At 49.7% G+C, this 21,313-nt stretch carries 34 protein-coding genes; 32 read left to right on the top strand and 2 right to left on the bottom strand.

The window, feature by feature from the left end; all coding sequences use genetic code 11:
- Position 1: 1 nt before the first annotated feature.
- The 28 genes from H6859_07250 to H6859_07115 all read left to right on the top strand — a co-directional run bounded on the left by H6859_07250 (position 2) and on the right by H6859_07115 (position 15,310).
- Positions 2 to 316, top strand: a complete 315-nt coding sequence (locus H6859_07250) for a 50S ribosomal protein L23 (protein USO04950.1) — start codon at positions 2 to 4, stop codon at positions 314 to 316.
- Between the two features lie 21 nt (positions 317 to 337).
- Positions 338 to 544, top strand: a complete 207-nt coding sequence (locus H6859_07245) for a hypothetical protein (GenBank protein USO04949.1) — start codon at positions 338 to 340, stop codon at positions 542 to 544.
- 63 nt (positions 545 to 607) lie between these two features.
- On the top strand, positions 608 to 1,432 hold the full coding sequence (gene rplB / locus H6859_07240; protein ID USO04948.1) for a 50S ribosomal protein L2: 825 nt from the start codon (positions 608 to 610) through the stop codon (positions 1,430 to 1,432).
- 13 nt (positions 1,433 to 1,445) lie between these two features.
- The gene (gene rpsS, locus H6859_07235; GenBank protein USO04947.1) at positions 1,446 to 1,724 is read left to right on the top strand and encodes a 30S ribosomal protein S19; all 279 of its coding nucleotides are present in this window, start codon (positions 1,446 to 1,448) and stop codon (positions 1,722 to 1,724) included.
- A gap of 5 nt (positions 1,725 to 1,729) precedes the next feature.
- The gene (gene rplV / locus H6859_07230; protein ID USO04946.1) at positions 1,730 to 2,107 is read left to right on the top strand and encodes a 50S ribosomal protein L22; all 378 of its coding nucleotides are present in this window, start codon (positions 1,730 to 1,732) and stop codon (positions 2,105 to 2,107) included.
- Between the two features lie 38 nt (positions 2,108 to 2,145).
- Positions 2,146 to 2,442 carry a hypothetical protein gene (locus H6859_07225; protein USO04945.1) on the top strand — a complete coding sequence of 99 codons (297 nt, stop codon included), beginning with the start codon at positions 2,146 to 2,148 and terminating at the stop codon, positions 2,440 to 2,442.
- 19 nt (positions 2,443 to 2,461) lie between these two features.
- Entirely contained in the window at positions 2,462 to 3,145 is a 684-nt protein-coding gene (gene rpsC, locus H6859_07220) for a 30S ribosomal protein S3 (GenBank protein USO04944.1), read from the top strand.
- A gap of 187 nt (positions 3,146 to 3,332) precedes the next feature.
- A complete protein-coding gene (gene rplP, locus H6859_07215) occupies positions 3,333 to 3,761 on the top strand; it encodes a 50S ribosomal protein L16 (protein USO04943.1) in 429 nt (142 codons plus the stop codon).
- Position 3,762: 1 nt separating this feature from the next.
- Positions 3,763 to 4,017, top strand: coding sequence for a 50S ribosomal protein L29 (gene rpmC, locus H6859_07210; protein ID USO04942.1), 255 nt, complete (start codon positions 3,763 to 3,765; stop codon positions 4,015 to 4,017).
- 14 nt (positions 4,018 to 4,031) lie between these two features.
- Complete coding sequence (gene rpsQ, locus H6859_07205; protein ID USO04941.1) at positions 4,032 to 4,424, top strand: 30S ribosomal protein S17; 393 nt, start codon at positions 4,032 to 4,034, stop codon at positions 4,422 to 4,424.
- 2 nt (positions 4,425 to 4,426) lie between these two features.
- Positions 4,427 to 4,795 (top strand): 50S ribosomal protein L14, encoded by a 369-nt coding sequence (gene rplN / locus H6859_07200; protein USO04940.1) that lies wholly within the window; start codon positions 4,427 to 4,429, stop codon positions 4,793 to 4,795.
- A gap of 1 nt (position 4,796) precedes the next feature.
- Positions 4,797 to 5,120 (top strand): 50S ribosomal protein L24, encoded by a 324-nt coding sequence (rplX, locus tag H6859_07195; protein USO04939.1) that lies wholly within the window; start codon positions 4,797 to 4,799, stop codon positions 5,118 to 5,120.
- Between the two features lie 5 nt (positions 5,121 to 5,125).
- Positions 5,126 to 5,683: a 50S ribosomal protein L5 gene (rplE, locus tag H6859_07190; GenBank protein ID USO04938.1), complete on the top strand. Its 558-nt coding sequence runs from the start codon at positions 5,126 to 5,128 to the stop codon at positions 5,681 to 5,683.
- 18 nt (positions 5,684 to 5,701) lie between these two features.
- Positions 5,702 to 6,007: a 30S ribosomal protein S14 gene (gene rpsN, locus H6859_07185; GenBank protein USO04937.1), complete on the top strand. Its 306-nt coding sequence runs from the start codon at positions 5,702 to 5,704 to the stop codon at positions 6,005 to 6,007.
- A gap of 15 nt (positions 6,008 to 6,022) precedes the next feature.
- Positions 6,023 to 6,421 (top strand): 30S ribosomal protein S8, encoded by a 399-nt coding sequence (rpsH, locus tag H6859_07180; protein ID USO04936.1) that lies wholly within the window; start codon positions 6,023 to 6,025, stop codon positions 6,419 to 6,421.
- 18 nt (positions 6,422 to 6,439) lie between these two features.
- Positions 6,440 to 7,018, top strand: a complete 579-nt coding sequence (gene rplF, locus H6859_07175; GenBank protein ID USO04935.1) for a 50S ribosomal protein L6 — start codon at positions 6,440 to 6,442, stop codon at positions 7,016 to 7,018.
- 24 nt (positions 7,019 to 7,042) lie between these two features.
- Positions 7,043 to 7,429 carry a 50S ribosomal protein L18 gene (gene rplR, locus H6859_07170; GenBank protein ID USO04934.1) on the top strand — a complete coding sequence of 129 codons (387 nt, stop codon included), beginning with the start codon at positions 7,043 to 7,045 and terminating at the stop codon, positions 7,427 to 7,429.
- Positions 7,430 to 7,459: 30 nt separating this feature from the next.
- Positions 7,460 to 8,011 carry a 30S ribosomal protein S5 gene (rpsE, locus tag H6859_07165; protein ID USO04933.1) on the top strand — a complete coding sequence of 184 codons (552 nt, stop codon included), beginning with the start codon at positions 7,460 to 7,462 and terminating at the stop codon, positions 8,009 to 8,011.
- Positions 8,012 to 8,050: 39 nt separating this feature from the next.
- Entirely contained in the window at positions 8,051 to 8,458 is a 408-nt protein-coding gene (gene rpmD, locus H6859_07160; protein ID USO04932.1) for a 50S ribosomal protein L30, read from the top strand.
- Positions 8,459 to 8,480: 22 nt separating this feature from the next.
- Entirely contained in the window at positions 8,481 to 8,978 is a 498-nt protein-coding gene (locus H6859_07155; protein ID USO04931.1) for a 50S ribosomal protein L15, read from the top strand.
- 134 nt (positions 8,979 to 9,112) lie between these two features.
- Positions 9,113 to 9,853 carry a hypothetical protein gene (locus H6859_07150; protein USO04930.1) on the top strand — a complete coding sequence of 247 codons (741 nt, stop codon included), beginning with the start codon at positions 9,113 to 9,115 and terminating at the stop codon, positions 9,851 to 9,853.
- A 128-nt stretch (positions 9,854 to 9,981) separates the two neighbouring features.
- On the top strand, positions 9,982 to 11,343 hold the full coding sequence (gene secY, locus H6859_07145; GenBank protein USO04929.1) for a preprotein translocase subunit SecY: 1,362 nt from the start codon (positions 9,982 to 9,984) through the stop codon (positions 11,341 to 11,343).
- A 21-nt stretch (positions 11,344 to 11,364) separates the two neighbouring features.
- Complete coding sequence (locus H6859_07140) at positions 11,365 to 11,931, top strand: adenylate kinase (GenBank protein USO04928.1); 567 nt, start codon at positions 11,365 to 11,367, stop codon at positions 11,929 to 11,931.
- A gap of 178 nt (positions 11,932 to 12,109) precedes the next feature.
- Positions 12,110 to 12,481 carry a 30S ribosomal protein S13 gene (gene rpsM / locus H6859_07135; protein ID USO04927.1) on the top strand — a complete coding sequence of 124 codons (372 nt, stop codon included), beginning with the start codon at positions 12,110 to 12,112 and terminating at the stop codon, positions 12,479 to 12,481.
- A gap of 14 nt (positions 12,482 to 12,495) precedes the next feature.
- Entirely contained in the window at positions 12,496 to 12,885 is a 390-nt protein-coding gene (gene rpsK / locus H6859_07130; protein ID USO04926.1) for a 30S ribosomal protein S11, read from the top strand.
- Between the two features lie 117 nt (positions 12,886 to 13,002).
- A complete protein-coding gene (locus H6859_07125; protein ID USO04925.1) occupies positions 13,003 to 14,019 on the top strand; it encodes a DNA-directed RNA polymerase subunit alpha in 1,017 nt (338 codons plus the stop codon).
- Between the two features lie 189 nt (positions 14,020 to 14,208).
- Positions 14,209 to 14,841, top strand: a complete 633-nt coding sequence (gene rplQ, locus H6859_07120; protein ID USO04924.1) for a 50S ribosomal protein L17 — start codon at positions 14,209 to 14,211, stop codon at positions 14,839 to 14,841.
- Positions 14,842 to 15,082: 241 nt separating this feature from the next.
- A complete protein-coding gene (locus H6859_07115) occupies positions 15,083 to 15,310 on the top strand; it encodes a hypothetical protein (protein ID USO04923.1) in 228 nt (75 codons plus the stop codon).
- A 54-nt stretch (positions 15,311 to 15,364) separates the two neighbouring features.
- On the opposite strand, the gene H6859_07110 is transcribed toward H6859_07115, so the two are convergent.
- Complete coding sequence (locus tag H6859_07110) at positions 15,365 to 16,786, bottom strand: Do family serine endopeptidase (GenBank protein USO04922.1); 1,422 nt, start codon at positions 16,784 to 16,786, stop codon at positions 15,365 to 15,367.
- 44 nt (positions 16,787 to 16,830) lie between these two features.
- Between H6859_07110 and panB the strand changes: the two genes are divergently transcribed.
- Both panB and H6859_07100 read left to right on the top strand, forming a co-directional pair.
- Entirely contained in the window at positions 16,831 to 17,658 is an 828-nt protein-coding gene (gene panB, locus H6859_07105; protein USO04921.1) for a 3-methyl-2-oxobutanoate hydroxymethyltransferase, read from the top strand.
- Complete coding sequence (locus H6859_07100; protein USO04920.1) at positions 17,655 to 18,449, top strand: pantoate--beta-alanine ligase; 795 nt, start codon at positions 17,655 to 17,657, stop codon at positions 18,447 to 18,449. The genes panB and H6859_07100 overlap by 4 nt, the downstream gene beginning before the upstream one ends.
- A gap of 141 nt (positions 18,450 to 18,590) precedes the next feature.
- On the opposite strand, the gene H6859_07095 is transcribed toward H6859_07100, so the two are convergent.
- A complete protein-coding gene (locus H6859_07095; protein ID USO04919.1) occupies positions 18,591 to 18,896 on the bottom strand; it encodes a hypothetical protein in 306 nt (101 codons plus the stop codon).
- A 418-nt stretch (positions 18,897 to 19,314) separates the two neighbouring features.
- On the opposite strand from H6859_07095, the gene H6859_07090 reads away from it, so the two are divergent.
- Together H6859_07090 and H6859_07085 are read left to right on the top strand one after the other, a co-directional pair.
- The gene (locus H6859_07090; GenBank protein USO06729.1) at positions 19,315 to 20,805 is read left to right on the top strand and encodes a glycine--tRNA ligase; all 1,491 of its coding nucleotides are present in this window, start codon (positions 19,315 to 19,317) and stop codon (positions 20,803 to 20,805) included.
- A 35-nt stretch (positions 20,806 to 20,840) separates the two neighbouring features.
- The gene (locus tag H6859_07085; GenBank protein USO04918.1) at positions 20,841 to 21,302 is read left to right on the top strand and encodes a hypothetical protein; all 462 of its coding nucleotides are present in this window, start codon (positions 20,841 to 20,843) and stop codon (positions 21,300 to 21,302) included.
- Positions 21,303 to 21,313 lie beyond the last annotated feature (11 nt).

The following is a 21,313-nucleotide window of genomic DNA, read 5'->3' as shown; positions in this document are numbered from 1 at the left end:
CATGGCAAAAGCAAAAAAACAAGAAGCGACCGTCAAGAACTACAACACCGTTATCGCGCCGCATATCACGGAAAAAGCGACAATGGGTTCCGAGCACGGTCAGGTGACATTTAAAGTCGCCAAAGACGCAACCAAGCCTGAAATCAAAGAAGCGGTCGAAGCCCTCTTCGATGTCAAGGTCAAGGCTGTCAATACGCTCATTCAAAAGGGTAAGACCAAACGCTTTAAAGGCATCATGGGCAAGCGCTCCGATTTCAAAAAAGCGATTGTAACCTTGGAAGATGGCCAGACAATTGATACAGGCACCGGAGTTTAAACTGAGTAAAGGAGAAAAAAGATGAGTTTTGTTAAAGCAGCAAGAAAAACAGCAGAACAGCTGGCATTGAGAGATATCCAAAATGATGCGGCGCGTGGTGAAGGACTCGGCATTACAGACAGTCTTGTAGCTGCCGCTACGAGAGATGCGCGGCAAGGTGAGGGTCCGGTAGAGTGCTGTCTTTTAGGAGAGGTACAACAAGACTACGAAAGTCATTTTGGGCTTTAGCCTCTGATAAGGAATTTTAACTATGGTGGCCCGCCGAGAACGGGTGAATAAAGGAAGAAGAAAATGGCATTAAAGAAGTATAACCCCACATCGCCAGGTCAGCGCCAGTTGGTGCAAATTGACCGCAAGGATCTGTATAAGGGCAAGCCGGAAAAGACCCTCACCGAAGGTTTGACCAAGACCGGCGGGCGCAACAATGCAGGCCGCATTACCTCCCGCCACATCGGCGGAGGCCACAAGCGCCGCTACCGCATGATCGACTGGAAGCGCGACAAATGGGACATCGAAGGTACAGTCGAGCGCCTCGAATATGACCCGAACCGCACAGCCTTTATCGCTCTGATCACATATGCAGATGGGGAAAAACGCTACATCGTTGCTCCACAGCGTCTCAATGTCGGTGATAAAATCATCGCCGGTGAAAAAGTGGATGTAAAACCCGGCAATGCGATGCCCTTGCGCCGCATGCCTGTGGGAACCATCATTCACAACATCGAAATGAAGCCCGGCAAAGGTGCACAGATGATCCGCTCTGCCGGAACATTCGCCCAGCTCGTCGGGCGTGATCAGGGCTATGCGCAGGTAAAACTTTCCTCCGGCGAACTGCGCGTGGTTCGTGGCGACTGTATCGCCGTTGTTGGCGCTGTATCCAACCCCGATCATATGAACACCAACGACGGTAAAGCCGGTCGTCAGCGCTGGAAAGGCAAACGCCCGCATGTTCGCGGCGTTGTGATGAACCCGGTTGATCACCCGCATGGTGGTGGTGAAGGCCGCACATCCGGTGGTCGTCACCCTGTGACGCCGTGGGGCGTACCGACCAAAGGGTATAAAACACGCAAGAACAAAGCGACGGATAAATACATTATCCGCCGACGTAAGAAATAAGGAGAACTAGGACATGGCACGCAGTGTATGGAAAGGCCCGTTTGTTGAAAAAAGCATCCTCAAAAAAGTCGAGGAAGCTCGCAATGCCGGCAAAAACACGGTGATCAAAACTTGGTCACGCCGCAGCACAATTTTGCCGAACTTTGTCGGCCTGACATTCGGCGTTCACAACGGCAAAAAGTTCATTCCGGTTGTGATCAGCGACCAGATGATCGGTCATAAATTGGGTGAATTCGCACCGACCCGTACATATCACGGTCACGGCGCAGACAAGAAAGCCAAGAAAGGTTAAGGACAATGGGACAGGATAAAAACGCACGCCGCGTTAAAGATAATGAAGCGATGGCTTACGGGAAGTATTTTCAGACTTCGCCGCAAAAGCTCAACCTGATTGCACAAACCATCCGTGGCAAGAATGCCGGTCGCGCTTTGATCGATCTGGAATTTTCCAATCGCCGCATGGCTGGCGACGTGCGCAAGCTGTTGCAATCGGCAATCGCCAATGCGGAAAACAACCACGGTCTGGATGTTGATCGTCTGGTCGTAGCCGAAGCCAGCGTCGGTAAAACACTGAAAATGAAGCGTTTCCGCGCCCGCGCCCGTGGCCGCGCCGCACGCATTGAGAAAAAATTCTCAAACATGATGATTGTCGTGCGCGAAACAGAAGAGGCATAGACTTAAAAGGGGTTAAACTGCGTAACAAGGAGTAAAGAATGTCTGAGTTAAAAATTTCATTTCGAAAACATGGAAAATCGGACGAATTCTTCGTAGACATCCCTGTTGCGGGAATTGACGAACTTATAAGGTTAGGAGAGGCTGAAACAAAAGAGAGGGTGTACGGTGATGTCTGGAAACTTGTTGCAAGCTCCGCTCCCGTTTCTCTCATAGACGGAAGCGAAGTTTTGGCAACCAGCGAAGAAATTTTAAATGGCGTGAACGGTCATATGATACAGAACAAAGACGGTAATTTTATAAGAGTAGAACAACAGCCTGCGGGCACGGAATTATAATAGCGATATAGGAGAAAACATGGGACAGAAAGTTAATCCAATTGGACTGCGCGTAGGGATAAACCGCACATGGGACAGCCGCTGGTATGCGAACCGCGACTATGCCGAAAAGCTGGTTGAGGATCTTAAACTCCGCGAATACATCCTTGAGCATCTCAAGGCCGCCGGGATCTCGAAAGTGATTGTCGAGCGCGCGGCAAAAAACACCAAAGTAACCGTTCACACGGCGCGCCCCGGCGTGATTATCGGCAAAAAAGGTGCGGACATTGAAAAACTGCGCAGCCAACTCGCTGCTCGCGCAGGCGGCGACGTGTCCTTGAACATCGTTGAAGTACGCAAGCCCGAGCTCGATGCACAACTGGCCGCCGAAGGCGTTGCCCAGCAGCTTGAGCGCCGCGTATCCTTCCGCCGCGCCATGAAGCGCGCTGTCCAAAGCGCCATGCGTTTGGGCGCAGGCGGTATCCGCATTAACGTATCCGGTCGCCTCGGCGGCGCTGACATTGCCCGGACCGAATGGTATCGCGAAGGCCGTGTGCCGCTGCACACACTGCGCGCTGATCTGGATTATGGAACAGCCGAGGCGCTGACAACCTATGGAATTATCGGCGTAAAAATCTGGCTCTATAAAGGCGATATCATGGAACACGATCCAATGGGCCGCGACAAGCGTCTTGAAGCTCAGGGCGGTGCGCCGAGAAACTAACTTTGTTTTGGCAAGTTTTTTCTTGCAACTTGATGGTAGGCAGGATATAAAGCGCCAGAATCTAATTGAACGCTGCGAAAACGCCGAAAGATAAAGCGTCCATATGGGAACTCTCTTACGAAGTAAGAAAAGTCCATGTGATTGATCTTTTTGCGTGTTTTGCCTAAGAAAATAAGGAACCAGAGCGATGCTCTCACCTAAAAAGTTTAAACACCGCAAGCAGCACAAAGGCCGCATTCATGGAGATGCTAAAGGTGGATATTCATTGGCATTCGGCGCCTACGGTTTGAAGGCCCTGTCACCCGATCGCATAACGGCCCGCCAGATCGAAGCAGCGCGCCGTGCAATTACCCGTCATATGAAACGTCAGGGAAAAGTATGGATTCGTATCTTCCCCGATGTGCCCGTAACAGCAAAACCTCTCGAGGTTCGTCAGGGTAAAGGTAAAGGCTCTCCTGAATACTGGGCTGCGCGTGTTAAGCCTGGGCGCATTATGTTTGAACTTGACGGTGTGACGCAAGATGTTGCGCGTGAGGCTCTGGCTTTGGCCGCAATGAAGCTGCCTGTGAAAACAAAATTCATCACCCGCGTGGGTGTAAACCAGGAGGCCGCATAAGATGAAAGCTGAAGACCTGAAAACAAAAACGCCAGATGAGCTGAAAAAGCTCTTGCTGGAAAATAAGAAAGCGCAGTTCAACCAGCGCTTTCAAAAAGCCAACGGCGCTTTTGAAAACACATCCGAGATCCGTAAGACCCGCCGCACAATTGCGCGGATCAAAACATTTATGAACGCAAAGCCCGAAGAAAAGGCCGCCGCCCAAAAGGCATCCGCCAAAAAGAAGGCAAAAGCGTCTAAAGAAAAAGCCGCATAAAGGAAACGAAGAAAATGCCAAAACGTATTCTGGAAGGTGAAGTAGTAAGCGACAAAATGGACAAGACCATTACGGTTTTGGTCGAACGCCGTTTCATGCACCCGCTCTACAAAAAATACATTAAAAAAACCGACAAATATGCCGCGCATGATGAAAGCAACGCTGTAAAAGTTGGCGATCGTGTTCAGATCATCGAATGTGCCCCGATTTCCAAGCGCAAGACCTGGACACTTTTCACCGGCGATGCCGCTGCTGCGCCGAAGAAAGAAGAAAAGAAGCCTGCTTCTAAAAAAGCCGATCCTAAGAAGGAAGAGACTAAAAAAGCAGAAAAGAAGCCCGCCGCTAAGAAGCCAGCTGCTAAAAAGACAACCGCAAAGAAGAAGGGCCCAAAAGAGGGAGATAAGTAGTCATGATTCAGATGCAATCCAGAATGGAAGTAGCCGATAACTCTGGTGCCCGCCAGGTGCAGTGCATTAAAGTCCTCGGTGGTTCCAAGCGCCGCACGGCAAGTGTTGGCGACATTGTGATCGTTTCCGTTAAGGAAGCCATTCCTCGTGGACGTGTGCAAAAAGGTAATGTGCAGCGCGCTGTCATTGTGCGTACCAAAAAAGGTCTTAACCGCGCCTATGGCGAAACAATCAGTTTCGACACCAATGCCTGCGTGCTCATCAATAATAACAATGAGCCGGTCGGTACACGGATTTTTGGCCCCGTAACGCGTGAACTGCGCGCCAAGGGCTTCATGAAAATTATCTCTCTGGCTGGCGAGGTGCTTTAAAATGGCAAGTGCGAAACTCAAAATCAAAAAAGGCGATTCTGTCATTGTCCTCACCGGCAAAGACAAAGGCGCCAAAGGTGAAGTTCTGAAGGTCATGCCGACAGAGCGCCGCGTGATTGTTCAGGGCGTCAATGTTGTCAAAAAACATGCAAAGCCCACGCAGTTTTCTGCTGGCGGCATTCAGTCGAAAGAACTGTCTATTCACGTATCAAACGTGGCCCTTGCCGATCCAAAATCCGGTAAAGCCACCCGCGTTGGTTACAAAACATTGAAAGATGGCAAAAAAGTCCGCGTCGCGAAAAAATCCGGCGAGACTGTGGAGTAGGAATAATGGCAAAAGCAGCATATAAACCTCGTTTGCAAGAATTTTATGAGACCGAAGTGGTCCCTGCGATGCAGAAAAAATTCGAGTACAAAAACAAACACGAAATTCCTCAGCTTGTAAAAGTTGTCATGAATATGGGTGTCGGTGAAGCGACCCAGGACCGCAAGCACATCGAAAATGCGGCTAATGACATGAGCCTGATCGCCGGTCAAAAGCCTGTAATCACGAAAGCCAAGCAATCCAATGCATCTTTCAAAATTCGCGACGGTCAGGCAATCGGCTGTAAAGTCACTTTGCGCCGTCAGAAGATGTTTGAATTCCTTGACCGTTTTGTCACCATCGCGTTGCCACGCGTCCGTGACTTCCGCGGGATCAGCGATAAAAGCTTTGACGGACGTGGCAACTACGCCGTTGGAATTAAAGAACACATCATCTTTCCCGAGATCGACTACGACAAGGTCGATAAAATCCGCGGGATGGATATTGTAATTTGTACGACAGCCAAAACAGACGAAGAAGCTCGCGAGTTGCTGCGTTTGTTTAAACTCCCATTCAAGAAATAAGAAAAGGACGACGTTGAAATGGCAAAAGTTTGCATGATAGAGCGCGATAAAAAGCGTAGCCGTTTGGTCAAGAAATACGCAGGCCAACGCGCCAAGCTTAAGGCAATCATCAAAGATCAGAATGCTCCTGCAGATGAACGTTTTCAGGCAACTCTGGCTTTGGCGGAATTGCCGCGCAACTCTGCGAAGATCCGTCAGCGTAACCGCTGTGCCCTGACTGGTCGTCCGCGTGGTTACTACCGCAAGTTAAATCTTTCCCGTATTGCATTACGGGACCTGGCCTCTCGTGGTGAGCTGCCAGGCATAACGAAATCCAGTTGGTAAGAGGAGAAAAGACCTATGTCCATGAGCGATCCTCTCGGTGATATGCTGGCCCGCATCCGTAACGGGCAAATGGCAAGCAAATCCGTAATTGAATGCCCGCATTCAAAACTGCGCGAAAATGTTTGTAAGGTACTGGCGGATGAAGGCTTTATTCGTGCGTTCAAGAAAGAAGAGCGTGAGAACAACAAGGCCGTTTTGGTCATTGAACTGAAATATGCAGAAGGGCGCGGCGTCATTCGCCAGATCACTCGCGTGTCTAAGCCTGGCCGCCGTATTTACAAAGGTGCAAAAGATATGCCGCGTTACTACAACGGTCTGGGTGTTTTGATTGTTTCAACCCCCAAAGGGCTTATGACAGACCACGGTGCCCGCGCAGCCAATGTCGGCGGCGAAGTGCTCTGTCAGGTATTTTAGGAATAAGGACGAAAAGCAATGTCACGTATTGGAAAACAACCGATTACACTGCCTGAAGGCGTTGAACTCAGCGTCAACGGTCAGGATGTGAAAGCCAAGGGTAAACTTGGCCAGCTGGAACTGCGTGTACACGACGAAGTGTCCATCAAGATCGAAGATGTCGCCAATGATGATGGTAAGACTGACAAAGTTGTGACCTTGGCACCCAAGTCAAACAGCCGTTTTGCACGGCAGATTTGGCCGACCATGCGCACACTGGTCAACAATATCGTTGTCGGAGTCAGTGAAGGCTACACCAAAAAGCTGGAAATCAAAGGCGTTGGTTACCGTGGAAATCTGCAAGGCAAGACTCTGGTTCTGTCTTTGGGGTTCTCACACGAAGTGCGTTATGATATTCCTGAATATGTGACCGTAAAAATGGAAGACGCAGCTGGCAAAGGCAGCCAGACCGACATTCAAATTAGCGGGATCGATAAACAACAGGTCGGTCAGGTTGCAGCCAAAATCCGTGGTTTTAAACCTCCTGAGCCATACAAAGGCAAAGGAATTCGCTATGCGGATGAATATGTCATCCGCAAAGAAGGTAAAAAGAAATAAGGCATAGATGTAAGGATTAAAACAATGTCAAAAGCATTAACATCAGCTCAGCGCAGAACGTATCGCACACGCAACAAAATTCGCCGTGTGAATATCGACCGTGTTGGTGTGCGGGAAACGCGCCCTCGCCTGTCCATATTTCGTTCAGGAAAGCAGATCTACGCTCAAGTGATTGACGACATCAAAGGTGTAACATTGGCTGCGGCCTCTACGCTTGAACTGGAAATGAAAGAAAAGCTCAAAAAAGGCGGCGCAAATACGCAGGCTGCTGCTGAAGTTGGTAAATTGGTTGCCCGGCGCGCGAAAAAAGCCGGTGTTGAAAAGGTGGTCTTCGACCGCGGACGTTTTCTCTATCATGGCCGCGTGAAGGCCTTGGCTGATGGCGCCCGTGAAGGTGGACTGTTATTTTAGGAATAAGTTAAAAAAAGGACGAATAAAAAAATGGCTCGTGGACAAGGACAAGAAGCAGAACGCGAAGAACCGGAATTTACCGAACGTTTGGTCGGCATTAACCGTGTTGCTAAAACCGTGAAAGGTGGCCGCCGTATGGGCTTTGCTGCTTTAATGGTTGTAGGCGACGGCAAAGGCCGTGTCGGCCACGGTCACGCAAAGGCGCGCGAAGTACCCGAAGCGATTAAAAAAGCAACCGAACAAGCCAAGCGCAATATGATCCGCGTACCGTTGCGTGAAGGTCGTACACTTCACCACGATGTAAAAGGCCGTCATGGTGCCGGTAAAGTCTTTATGCGCTCCGCTCCGCAAGGGACAGGAATTATCGCTGGTGGTCCAATGCGCGCTGTGTTTGAAGCTGTAGGTATTCAGGACGTTGTTGCCAAGGCAATTGGCTCAAACAATCCGTATTCCATGGTCAACGCGACATTTGCAGGGCTTAAGGCGATGCAAAGCCCACGTCACGTAGCCTCTCGCCGCAATAAAAAAGTTGGCGATGTCGTTTCAGGTCGCGGTGACAAAGAAGCCCATGGTGAAGAATAAGGGCGAAGAATAAAGAATTGAATTTAAAGGAGTTGGATGATGGCCGACGAAAAAGAAATAAAAACGAAGAAGTCTGCAGCTAAGAAAGCGCCTGCCCAAAAAGAGGCAGCCCAAAAGCCTGCCGCTAAGAAACCTGCCAAGGCTAAAAAGGCAGATCCGAAGAAGGAAACAGCAGCAAAAGCAGCTCCCCAAAAAGAGACGGCTAAAAAGGACGTTCCTAAAAAAGCTCCCGCCCAAAAGCCTGCCGCTAAGAAAACATCGTCTGGTAAGACAGTGACCGTAACGCAAATAGGTTCACCCATCGGCCGCAAAGCCTACCAGCGTGCAACATTGGTCGGTCTGGGTCTCAACAAGATGCACCGTACCCGCACACTCGAAGACACGCCTTCCGTGCGCGGCATGATCAACAAAGTCAAGCATCTGGTTAAAGTCGAAGACGCGGCATAAAGGATTTAAAAGGACCAAGCTCATGAAACTCAATGAACTCAAGAACAATGACGGCGCAAAAAAGGCCCGCATTCGCGTTGGCCGCGGTATCGGCTCTGGCAAAGGCAAGACCTCTGGCTCCGGCCAAAAAGGTCAGAAATCTCGCTCCGGCGTTGCCATTAATGGCTACGAAGGCGGCCAAATGCCGCTCCATATGCGCATGCCCAAAAGCGGTTTCAACAACAAGAAATTCTGCGTCCATTACGTCGAATTGACAACAGGAAAACTTCAGGCTGCCATTGACGCTAAGAAAATCGATTCCAAGAAAACTATCGATGAAGACACACTGGTAGCCGCTAAAATCATCAGCCGCAAAAAAGCAGGCGTCAAGCTGCTGACCAAAGGCGAGTTGAAAGCCAAAGTTGAACTGAAAATCTCAAAAGCGACAAAAACGGCCCGCGCCGCTGTCGAAAAAGCAGGCGGTAAGATCGAAATCATCGAAAAAACGGTCGCGCCGGTTGAAAATAAGAAGAAAAAATAATGTAACCCCAATGTTGCTGGATAGATCAAACCCCGCCAAGTGTGCGGGGTTTTTTGTTCATCAATTTAACAAATCCTTAAATCTCTTGACTATACAATGGGGAAGCAAAATATGCGCAAAGGGCAGAAATACACATGACGGGCAGGGCAAGAAACAAAATCAACATACTGATATTATATGCGTTTTTGAGCATTTTGGTCTATGCTGCGCAGGCATCTGCACATAGTTCTTCTAAATCACACAACCATAAATCATCGCAAAGCGCACCTGAACAACTTTCATGCAAAGCCTCAAAGCCGTCCTTATCCGTAAAAACGGCGACCACACGCACGAAATATATTCGGACCAAATCCTCCAAAGACCTCACACAACTTCACGGAGGAGGAGGTTCATCTGTTGGCGGTCTCGGCGGCGGCGAAATAGGATTCAAAACGGAAGGCAAATTCGAAATCACGGAAGCTGGGGGGAAGGCTTGCGTAAAGCTCAAACAGCTTGAAGTTACATTTTACGCCAAACCAGAAATTCATATTGCCAGCAATTTTAACCGCTCGACATGCGAACATAATGCCGTAATGGCGCACGAAAAAGGCCATATCCGAATCTTGCGTAAATTTGTCCGTGAATTTTCACCGAAGGTTAAAGTTTTCTTGTCGAAATACGTGTACAAAATCGATCCGGCGATAGGCCCAATTCCGAAATCACAAGTTAATGAAGCACAAAAGAAAATTCAAGAACAATACATGTCCAAGCTTGAAGCTTATCAAAACAAGATAATGCCCATACTTGGCAAACGCCAAAAAGCCCATGATAGCCCACAGGAATATGCTCGCGTCGCTTCAAAATGCAGCAAGTGGGACAAGAAACTGGCGCAATAGCTGTTTCGTTTTTCTTTCAAAACCATCTGTGATCAAGCATAATTTCAGCGTCTAAGGGACTTGTGTGTTCCCCGACTTTTCTTTATGACTGTGTCTTTAAACATTCTTAAGTCAAAAAAGGACTGTCCATGGCTTCAGCCGTCGAACAACTGGCCAAAAACGCGAATTGGGGCGCTCTGGCCAAAGCTACAGATTTAAAACGCCGTTTGCTCTTTGTTATGGGGGCCTTGCTCGTCTACCGTTTGGGAACATACATCCCTGTGCCCGGTATTGACCCGCATGTGTGGAACGAAATCTTCACGCAAAAAGGCGGCGGTATTCTGGACATGTTTAACATGTTCTCTGGTGGTGCGCTTTCGCGGATGACTATTTTTGCACTGAACATCATGCCATACATCTCGGCCTCAATTATCATGCAACTTGCGACCGCTATGTCGCCGCAGCTCGAAGCGATGAAAAAGGAGGGTGGCACCGGCCGCATGAAAATTAACCAATATACCCGCTACCTCACTGTTTTGTTAGCCACTGTACAGGCTTACGGGCTGGCCGTTGGTCTGGAAAGCATGCAAGGCTCCACCGGTTCCGCCGTGATTGATCCGGGCCTGTTTTTCCGTATCTCCACCGTCATCACCATTGTCGGTGGCACCGTCTTTCTGATGTGGCTGGGTGAACAGATAACCGCGCGCGGCATAGGTAACGGGATTTCGCTGATTATCTTTGCCGGGATTGTTGCTGAATTGCCGCGCGCTATCGCTTCAACGCTCGAGTTGGGCCGTCAGGGAACATTCAGCGGTTTAGAACTTTTGGCTCTATTTTTGATGATCGCGGGTGTGATTGTTTTCATCGTCTTTATGGAGCGTGCCCAGCGCCGCGTTATCGTGCAATATCCTAAACGCCAGCAAGGTAATCAAATGATGGGAGGTGAAACCAACCACATTCCGCTTAAGCTGAATACAGCTGGTGTGATTCCACCGATTTTTGCATCGTCTTTGCTGCTCCTGCCCCTGACAATTGTAGGTTTCAGCGGTGCAGAAGGTGGCGATTTCACCGCTACAATTTCGCAATATCTTGCCCATGGTCAACCAATCTATATGGCGCTCTATGGAGCACTGATTATGTTCTTCTGCTTTTTCTACACTGCGATTGTATTCAACCCCGAAGAAAATGCAGACACTTTGCGCAAATATGGCGGTTTTATTCCCGGCATTCGCCCGGGAAAACATACCGCCGATCATCTGGATTATATCCTGACGCGCATTACGGTCTTGGGTGCAGCCTATCTGGTGTTTATTTGTCTGTTGCCGGAATTTCTGATTTCCCAATACAATATGCCGTTTTATTTCGGTGGAACATCGCTCTTGATTGTGGTGAGTGTGACCATGGATACGGTCGCACAAATTCATTCGCACTTGATCGCGCACCAATATGAAGGCCTAATGAAGAAAGCCAAGCTGGGTAAACGTCGCGGCATGATGCGCGGCACGCGTTAGAAAAAATAAAAGGAACAACAAATGAACTTGATTATGTTCGGCCCCCCCGGTGCCGGTAAAGGCACACAAGCCAAACTCATTCAGGACAAATACCGTATCAAACAGCTTTCGACCGGCGATATGCTGCGCGGGGAGGTAGCTTCTGGCTCCAATATGGGCAAACGCCTCAAGTCTATTATGGATTCCGGCGAACTCGTCTCCGACGAAATTATCATCGAAATCATCGCCAACTGCATTTCCGAACCTGAATGCGAAAAAGGCTTCATCCTTGACGGTTTCCCGCGCACAGTCGACCAAGCCGAAGTCTTGGATAATATGTTGTCCCATATGGGCCGCAAGCTCGATCACGTCATTGTGCTGGAAGTCGATGAAGAGGCCCTGATCGACCGCATCCAGACCCGTGCGGCTGAAACCGGGGGCCAACGCAGCGATGACAATGCCGAAACCCTCAAAAACCGGTTGAAAGTCTATAATGATCAGACCGCGCCCGTGCTGCCATATTACAAAAATCACGGCATTTTGCGCCATATTGATGGTATGCAATCAATCACGGACGTAACGGCCCAGATCGACGCCGTTTTAAAATAAGCTTTCGTTGCGCAAGGTCAGGCTTTACCGTGCGAATTATTTAGTTGACGCGAGGACCAAAATCCCTATATTGCACCCACAATCCCATTATTGTGGGTGTTTTGGTTTATGAACCGGCTGGTGAAAGCTTAACGCGCGGAGCCATTTACGGTTCAGTTGAAATTGAAAGGAAAATGAAATGGCACGTATTGCCGGGGTTAACGTACCCGACAAAAAACGTACGCCGATTGCCCTGACCTATATTCATGGCATTGGCCGTACCACCGCTTTTAAAATCTGTGACAAATTGGGAATCGATGTACAAAAGCGCATGGGTGAACTGGACGAAGATACACTCAATCGCATCCGCGCCGAAATCGACACCGACGCCTATATGATCGAAGGGGATCTGCGCCGCGAGACATCCATGAACATCAAGCGGTTGTTGGACATGAAATGCTATCGTGGCCTGCGCCACCGTAATGGCTTGTCTGTTCGCGGTCAGCGTACAAAAACAAATTGCCGTACGCGCAAAGGCCCTGCAAAACCGATTGCCGGTAAGAAGAAGTAAGGAGGGCGTAAAAAATGGCTAAACCAAAGACAAAAGCAAAAAGAAAAGAGAAAAAGAACATCGTCTCTGGCGATGTGATTGTAAACTCAACATTCAACAATACGTTGATCTCCTTTACCGATAAGCAAGGCAATGTTGTGTCATGGTCTTCTGCCGGGATGATGGGGTTCAAAGGCTCTCGTAAATCGACGCCTTACGCTGCCCAGATGGCGGCTGAAGATGCTGGCCGCAAGGCGCAGGAACACGGTATGAAAGAAGTTGACGTTCGCGTCAAAGGCCCTGGCTCAGGCCGCGAAAGCGCACTGCGGGCTTTGCAAAACATCGGCTTTACGATCAAGCAGATCAATGACGTGACGCCTATTCCGCACAACGGATGCCGTCCGCCGAAACGCCGCCGCGTGTAATTGCCGAAGACGTCCCCCCGATTACCAAAAGGAGTTGGTGGGGCCTCTTCAAAGAAGATTTTTTAACCCAACTAAGAGGCCGGCTAAGAACCGGATGAAGTGAGAAGGAAAAACCAAATGATACAGAAAAACTGGCAAGAACTGATTAAGCCAAGCAAACTCGATATTTCACACTCAGAAGTTCCCAACACCGGGAAAGTCGTCGCAGAACCTTTGGAGCGTGGCTTTGGCTTAACGCTGGGCAACGCCCTGCGCCGGATCCTGCTCTCATCTTTGCAAGGCGCTGCCGTTACAGCTGTGCAAATCGATGGTGTATTGCACGAATTTTCGTCCATAGAAGGCGTTCGCGAAGATGTCACAGACATCATCCTGAACATCAAAGCTTTGGCTGTGCGCATGCATGCCGAGGGACCGAAGAAAATGCGCCTTTCCGCAGAAGGCCCTTGCGAAGTCACCGCCGCACAAATCGAAGCGGGTGCTGACATTGAAATTATGAACCCTGATCTGGTGATTTGCACACTGGACAAAGGTGCCAAGCTCTCCATGGAAATGACCGTGGATACAGGCAAAGGCTACCGTCCGGCTGCACAAAACCGCCCGGAAGAAGCCCCTGTGGGCCTCATTCCGGTCGACAGCGTGTTCTCACCGATCCGCAAAGTCACCTACGAAGTCGAAGATACTCGCGTTGGCCAAATCACCGACTATGATAAGCTGACTTTGACATTGCAAACAAACGGCGTTATCACGCCGGAAGATGCTGTGGCCTTCGCGGCGCGCATCTTGCAGGATCAATTGCAAGTCTTTGTGAACTTCGATGAGCCGGAAGTGGCCACCGAGAAAGAAGAAGAGCATGAATTGCCGTTCAACAAAAACCTGCTGAAAAAGGTTGAAGAGCTTGAACTTTCTGTTCGCTCTGCCAATTGCCTGAAAAACGACAACATCGTTTACATTGGGGATCTGGTTCAGAAAAGCGAAAGCGACATGCTTCGTACACCGAACTTCGGCCGGAAATCTCTGAACGAGATCAAGGAAGTGCTGACCATCATGGGCTTGCATCTGGGCATGCAGGTTGAAGGCTGGCCGCCGGAAAATATTGAAGATCTGGCCAAAAAGGCGGATGATCAACAATTCTAGGGTTTGATGTGGGGCTGCGGCATTGCGGGGCCCCATTTAAAAATAGGGGTGAGTACCCCACATGCGAACAAGGCCGGGAAAACAACATACTCTCAGCTAATCTCTCCCCAGAGGGTTTGCATTATGTAAAATGGCTTTACCCGTTTAAAGTCGCAGCCGCGCCAAAGGTGGTGCAGAAAGGACGATTCGATGAAACATCGTATCAAACAACGTAAACTAAACCGTGACTCCAGCCACCGTAAGGCAATGCTGGCAAATATGGCGGCAAGCTTGGTTAAACATGAGCAGATCACTACGACCTTGCCCAAAGCCAAGGAACTCAAGCCCTATATCGAAAAACTCATCACATTGGGTAAACAAGCCAGTGCCAACCCGGCCACTGCACTTGGAAAACGCCGTCAGGCCATCTCCAAAATGCGTGACGAAGCTATGGTTAGCAAAATCTTTGATGTCCTGGCTGAGCGCTACGAAGGACGCTCTGGTGGTTATACCCGCGTTCTGAAAGCCGGTTTCCGCTATGGCGATGCCGCGCCGATGGCGGTAATCGAGCTGGTCGATCGTGACGTCGAAGCCAAAGGCAAAGATTCTGGTCCTGTTTTCGAGGACATGCCGGTGGGAGCGTCCGAAGAATTGAAAGAAACCGTAGCAAAGAATAAAGAAAAAGCCGAAAAAGCTAAAGCCGAGAAAAAACCAGCCGAGAAAAAACCAGCCGAGAAAAAGAAAGTCACTCCTAAGGCTGAAAAAGGCGAAAAAGCCGGAGCAAAAAAAGCCGCGCCTAAAAAAGCGCCTAACAAATCAACAAGCTCTAAGCGCGGCGCCTAAACCTAAACGTCAAAGCGTTATAAATTCAAAGAAAAGCGGGCCGTTACGGGCCCGTTTTTTATGTGGTCGAAGACAGAACACCACGGCTTTAGCCGTGGATGAATGAGCCCGGAGGCGGTATGTTGTACAGGAGGTAGTCCCTCTTGCCTTAAGCGCTTCCCAATTCTGGCGTCTCTTTTTCATATAAACTTGCAATTTTTTGCGTTTTCTGGTACCATGCGCGTAAATCAAGGAGAAGATTATGAGTGCTTCACTTATACCGATGAATGATCCCTCTCAGGTCAAGGGGCCGGATGGTAAGGTTGATCAGAATTCCATCTACCTGTTCCAACGCGGTATTACAAATGCCACTGTTGATGCTAGAAGACAAGGAGATGAAAGATTTTGGTCTTGTTACCTTACTTTGAGCCTTGCACAAGAACCTTTCTTTTCACCAGGGCTAGACAAGCCTGAACATGACCTGCATTGAATTAAATAGACATCAAGGTTGAAAGGCGCTTAAATAAGCGCCTTTTTTAATGCCTTAGCGAATCACGATGCGTTGCAGGCGCCCGCCGCTTTGAATGACCAGCGAGAGTCCCTGCCCGCTTCCACGGTTAAGCGCTTTTTCGATGTCCTTCACATCGTTAATCTTGCGGCCATTGATCTCAACCAGCAGATCACCGGGTGAGAGCACCCGCGCGGCGCGGCTGGCGCGCGCAACTTTCAGCACAACAATCCCTTGTGCATCGCTGCTCAGACCCAGCTCCAGCGCAACGGCCGGATTGACGTTACCAACCACCGCGCCATTCAGCGCGTGCTCGCCGCTTAAAGATGTTTCATCGCGCGGCGGATCCTCAGGCGGAGCCATCGCCTCGACATAGACATTCAGCTTCTGGTCCTGACGCATTAGCGTGACCTTAGCCTTATCGCCCAGGGGCACGGTGGCCATGCGGAATTTCATTTCTGAGGCGTCACGAATTTCCTTATCATTGAGCGAAAGAATAACATCACCGACTTTCACCCCGGCTTTTTTGAGCGGGCTGGCCGGGTGCAGTGCATTGATCAATGTGCCGTGCGGCGTTTTGAGGCCCAGTGAGGCAGCAATGTCAGCGCTGAGATTTTGCGAGGTAACACCAAGCCATGGGCGAATTACACCGCGCGCGCCGCTTTGACCGGCTTTTTCCGCAGCGATTACGCTGGCGACCATTTCGGATGGAATCGCAAAGCCGATGCCCAGCGAGCCGCCATCACGGGAATAAATCGCAGAGTTGATTCCGACCACGCCGCCATCCAGTGCGACCAGTGCGCCGCCGGAATTGCCAGGGTTAATCGCTGCGTCGGTCTGGATGAAGAAGTTAAAGTCGTTAATGTCGAGCGAAGAGCGCCCTTGTGCAGAGACAATGCCGCTGGTGACCGTCTGGCCGACACCGAACGGGTTGCCGATGGCCAGCACTATATCACCAACTTCCAGCGTTTCGCTGGGCTTGAGAGATACATAAGGTAAGGATTCGCCGCGAAGATCATCAATGCGCAACAACGCCAAATCAGATGGCTCATCGGCCAGTGCAAGGCGGGCCTCAAACTCCCGGCCATCACTGAGCACGACCGTAATCTCATCGGCATCTCGGATAACATGGGCGTTGGTGACCACCAAACCGTCGGATGCAAGAATCACACCGGAGCCGAGCGCACTTTCGATTTGTTTGCGCATGCGTCCACCGAAAAAGTCATCGCGGAAGAAGGGTGCAAAGAAGGGATCGCGAGCGAAGGGATGCACGCTTCTTTGTGATACGGTACGTTTTGTATATATATTAACAACGGCAGGGGCGGTTTGTTTAACCAGCGGTGCGAAGGAGAGCTGGATTTGCTGCTGGCTTTGCGGCAACAGCTTTGTTTGCGCCGCCGCAGGGTTTACGTTTACGGCGCAAAGAGCTAGCAACAGTACGAAAACTTTGGTAAGCATAATTTGGAATTTAGGGCGCATTGTCCAAAATCTCAAGAGGCCAGATGAGAAAAACGATCGAAGAAATCAAATCCCATAAAAACCAGCCCGAGCCGCTGGTGTGCCTGACCGCCTATACGGCGCGGATTGCGCAGATCCTTGATCCGCATTGCGACTTGCTTCTGGTCGGCGATTCTATGGGCATGGTGTTGTATGGTATGGACTCTACGCAGGGCGTATCGCTGGAGATGATGATCAATCATGGCCGGGCTGTGACCTGTGGCTCCACACGATCCTGCGTGATTGTTGATATGCCGTTTGGGAGTTATGAAGAGTCCCCTGCGCAGGCCTTAAACAATGCAAGGCGGGTCATGGATGAAACCGGAGCGCAGGGCGTAAAGCTGGAGGGTGGGGTAGAGATGGCCGCGACGATTAAAACGCTCGTCAAGGCAGGCATTCCGGTGATCGGGCATATTGGCCTGATGCCGCAATCGGTGACTAAAGAGACAGGTTTTAGGGTTAAGGGGCGTTCGGCTGACAGCGAGGCGCAGCTTTTGGCTGATGCAAAAGCGATTGAAGCAGCCGGCGTGAGCGCGTTTGTGATTGAGGCGACGATTGAGTCTGTGGCAGCGGAAATTACGCTGGCTGCGGGCGTTCCAACAATCGGGATTGGTGCCTCGGCTGTGTGCGACGGGCAAATTCTGGTGAGCGAGGATATGGTCGGGATTACCAGCGGGCATGTCCCGAAATTCGTCAAACAATATGCGCAGGTTGGCGAGATAATTGGAGATGCCGCGGCGCGCTATGCCGCCGATGTGCGGGCACGGGCGTTTCCTGCTGAAGCGCAGCTTTATGGCATGAGCGCAGCCGGAAAGGTTAAAAAGGCCTCATGAGCTTAAGCGTTCACCATACCCAGAAAGATTTACAGGTCCTTGTACAAGACTGGAAAGCGCAAGGCCTACGCATAGCGTTTGTGCCGACGATGGGGGCGTTGCACGAAGGGCATTTGAGCCTGATGCGGCTAGCGCGCGGGAAAGCCGATAAGGTCGTTGTAAGCATTTTCGTTAATCCAACACAATTTGCCCCGCATGAAGATTTTGATACCTATCCCCGTGATCTGGAAAGCGATGTGGAATTGCTGAAGTCTGCAGGCGTGGATGCGGTTTATGCGCCCACAGAAGGCGATCTTTATCCTGAGGGCGCGGTGAGCGATCAAAAAGCAGGTGCGGCGGCAGCGGGTTTAGAGAGTGATTTCCGCCCGCATTTCTTTGACGGGGTGGTGAGCGTAGTTTACCGGCTTTTTAAAGCCGTGGAGCCTGATGTGGCGGTGTTTGGCGAAAAAGATTTTCAGCAATTACAGGTGATCCACGAGATGGTAGTGGATAAGGACATGGGTATCGAGATCCTTGGCGGACCGATTGCGCGGGATAAATTCGGCCTGGCGCTCTCCTCGCGCAATGCGTATTTGGGCGCAGGCGAGCTGGAGATTGCCAGAATGCTTAATCAGGTGGTTTACAAGGCAGCAGAGAACCCAAGTAATGAAGCTCTGGAAGAAGCGGCGGCGATGCTTGTTGAGGCAGGGTTTGATAAGGTCGATTATGTAGCCTATAGGCCGGAATGGAAGCGCGTACTTACCGCCGCATGGCTAGGCAAAACGCGGCTGATTGATAATTGCGGGGTTTAACTTGGGCTCAGGACCTATAAACATTAACGATTCACAGCAGGTCAGGAATATGATTTACTGATGATACCCCCCTCATCACAAGTGAATCGCATACCAACTATCTTGTGAATTCATAATCAATAAGTTCTGAGCCTGGAATTTTTATGCGGCTTCAGGCTCCAGACTCTCTTCTTCCCCTTCCTCCTCTTCTTCCTCATAAGACCAAAAGAGCGAATTATTGCTAGCTGCCATATTGAACACGCCCACATCAAAGTCAAAAGCGCTTACCCACTCAGCGTCTTCAAAAGCCTCGATCATTGGATCGCCTGTATGAACATGCTCGCCGGTCATATCGCTTGTGTTGCCACTGGTGATCTCCTTTTTGACGGTATCACGCATGTCGGGAGTCACCTCTTTGTACCCTGCAACAGAAGAGGGCGCATGCGTGTGTTGCATAATACTAGACATAGCCTCCTCCTTTCTCAGTTATTGTAAATAAATACAGTAAAAACATAAAAAGTCAAGAAAAATAAGGGATAAATATGTATATACAGAGGATTTATATAATACAAAAACAAACAATATTTATACATATACAAAAACAAAATAGAATTATTAAGAAATAATACTTTAAATTAATACTATTTAACTTATAAAACTAAATTTATTAAGTTATTTTTTCTTCGCTCTGTTTAATAAAATCAGTTATTCTTCCGCCGTGCTTGCCAAGCGGGGCGGGTTGAAAAACGCTTGTTTTTGATGTGCAATCAGGCCATTGTGGGGCATTATTCACACAGGATTGCTGCTCTGCGCACCTCCATGGTGAATAAAACCAAAGTAATAAAATTTATATGGGTATTTGAGGAGATTTTTCGTGCCTGTTGATATGAAAGACATCGTCGCGCTGTGTAAACGCCGTGGATTTATTTTTCCAGCCAGTGATATTTATGGCGGCCTGAATGGTTTTTGGGATTTCGGCCCGCTGGGCGTGGAGCTGAAAAACAACCTGCGTGACCGCTGGTGGAAGGCGATGGTTATCACCCCGCCGCTCGGCCCCGATGGTGCGCCGGTCGATATTGTCGGGATCGATTCGGCCATTATCCAAAACCCTAAAACCTGGGTGGCTTCGGGCCATGTCGGGGGCTTTTCAGACCCGATGGTCGATTGTAGGGAAACCAAGAAACGCTACCGGCAGGATCATCTCATCGTCCTGACTTCGGAAAAGGCCGACCGCTGGCCCGCATTCCACGAAGAAACCGAAGATTCCGAAATGGAGAAAAAGCTCAAAAAGCTTGGCATGCCTTCCGATCTGTCATTATTTGAAAAGATCAATTTGACCAAATTGCCGATCGAAGATTACGCGAAGATTATCGGCCCGGACACCAAAGAGCCTGGCACGCTGACCGAGCCTAAAGCCTTCAACCTGATGTTTGAAACCCATGCCGGGCCGATTCAAAGCGAAGAAAACAAGGTTTATCTGCGCCCTGAAACCGCCCAAGGCATCTTCCTGAATTACAAAAACGTGCTCGATTCAACGCGCGTGAAAATGCCCTTCGGGATTGCTCAAATCGGTAAGGCCTATCGCAACGAGGTGAACCCGCGCAATTTCATCTTCCGCTCGCGCGAATTCGAGCAAATGGAAATGGAATGGTTCTGCCACCCCGATGAGGCCAAAAAATGGCAGGAATTCTGGTTTGATGAGCGCGTTAAATTCTGGAAATCCGTTGGCCTCACCGAAGGCAATATGGAGATGCGTAAACACGATGCCGATGAATTGGCCCATTATGCCAAGGAAGGTCTCGGCACCTCGGACATTGAATATAAGTTCCCCTTCACCGATCCGGGCTTTGGCGAGCTTGAAGGCATTGCCCACCGCTGCGATTTCGACCTGAAATCCCATCAGGAACACTCCGGCGTCAAGATGGAATATCTCGATCCCGCCCGCGATAATGAGCGCTATATTCCCCACGTGATCGAACCGGCTGCCGGCCTAACGCGCGGAGTGCTGGCACTGATATGCGAGGCTTACACAGTGGATGAAAATCGCCCTTCCGGCGTCTATCTCAACTTCACCCCCGCAATGGCCCCGAAAAAGGCCGCCATTTTGCCGCTGACCGCGAAGGAAGAGCATGTACCGATTGCACAGAAACTCTATCTGGAACTGCGCGAGGAATTCCCCGTCGATCTCGATATCAAGCAAAATATTGGTAAGCGCTATGCCCGTCAGGATGAAATCGGCACGCCCTATTGCTTCACGATTGATAACGACACGCTTGAGGATCAAACCGTCACCGTGCGTGAGCGCAACACCATGGCACAAGAGCGCATCCACCTTGATAAGGTCGCCGAATATCTGCGCGAGAAGATGAAAGCGTAGAGTTTTAAGACGCAAAGTTAGAAAGGTTCTATCGAATGTTTCTGAATCTTTTCAAAAAGTGCAAATGGAATAGCTGGGCCTTTGCAGGGGCAGCGTTTTTCATAGTCATTTTGTGGTTTCTAACGACATATTTCACTAAGTCGGCACCAGGGGCGGACGGGTCTGTTATATATGGGTTTCCCTTGCCGTTTTATAGATGGGGCGGTTTTTGCGGCGATGGTGTCTGTGAATCATTCTCCTCAATATTCCTTTTAATGGATATTGTATTGCTGTTTACGATTCCTTTGATTGTGAGCATGCTTTGGGCGGGATTTTCCGGTTTGGTAAAAAAATTGCTCATTTTAACAGCGCTTGGTTTGATGGCTGCTCCGTGGTTTACATACATGGAAGCTGTATTACTGGCATCAAATATAATCTTGGTGGTGTTTATGATGTTTGCTGGGATCAAGATTCTTTGGCTTAAAAGAAGGAAAAACTCTTCCAAAACAAAAGGCTAAAAAGTCTTCAA

The organism is Rhodospirillales bacterium, assembly GCA_023898785.1.
Taxonomy (GTDB): Bacteria; Pseudomonadota; Alphaproteobacteria; order Micavibrionales; family Micavibrionaceae; genus TMED27.
This window is presented reverse-complemented; position numbering and strand designations above follow the sequence as displayed.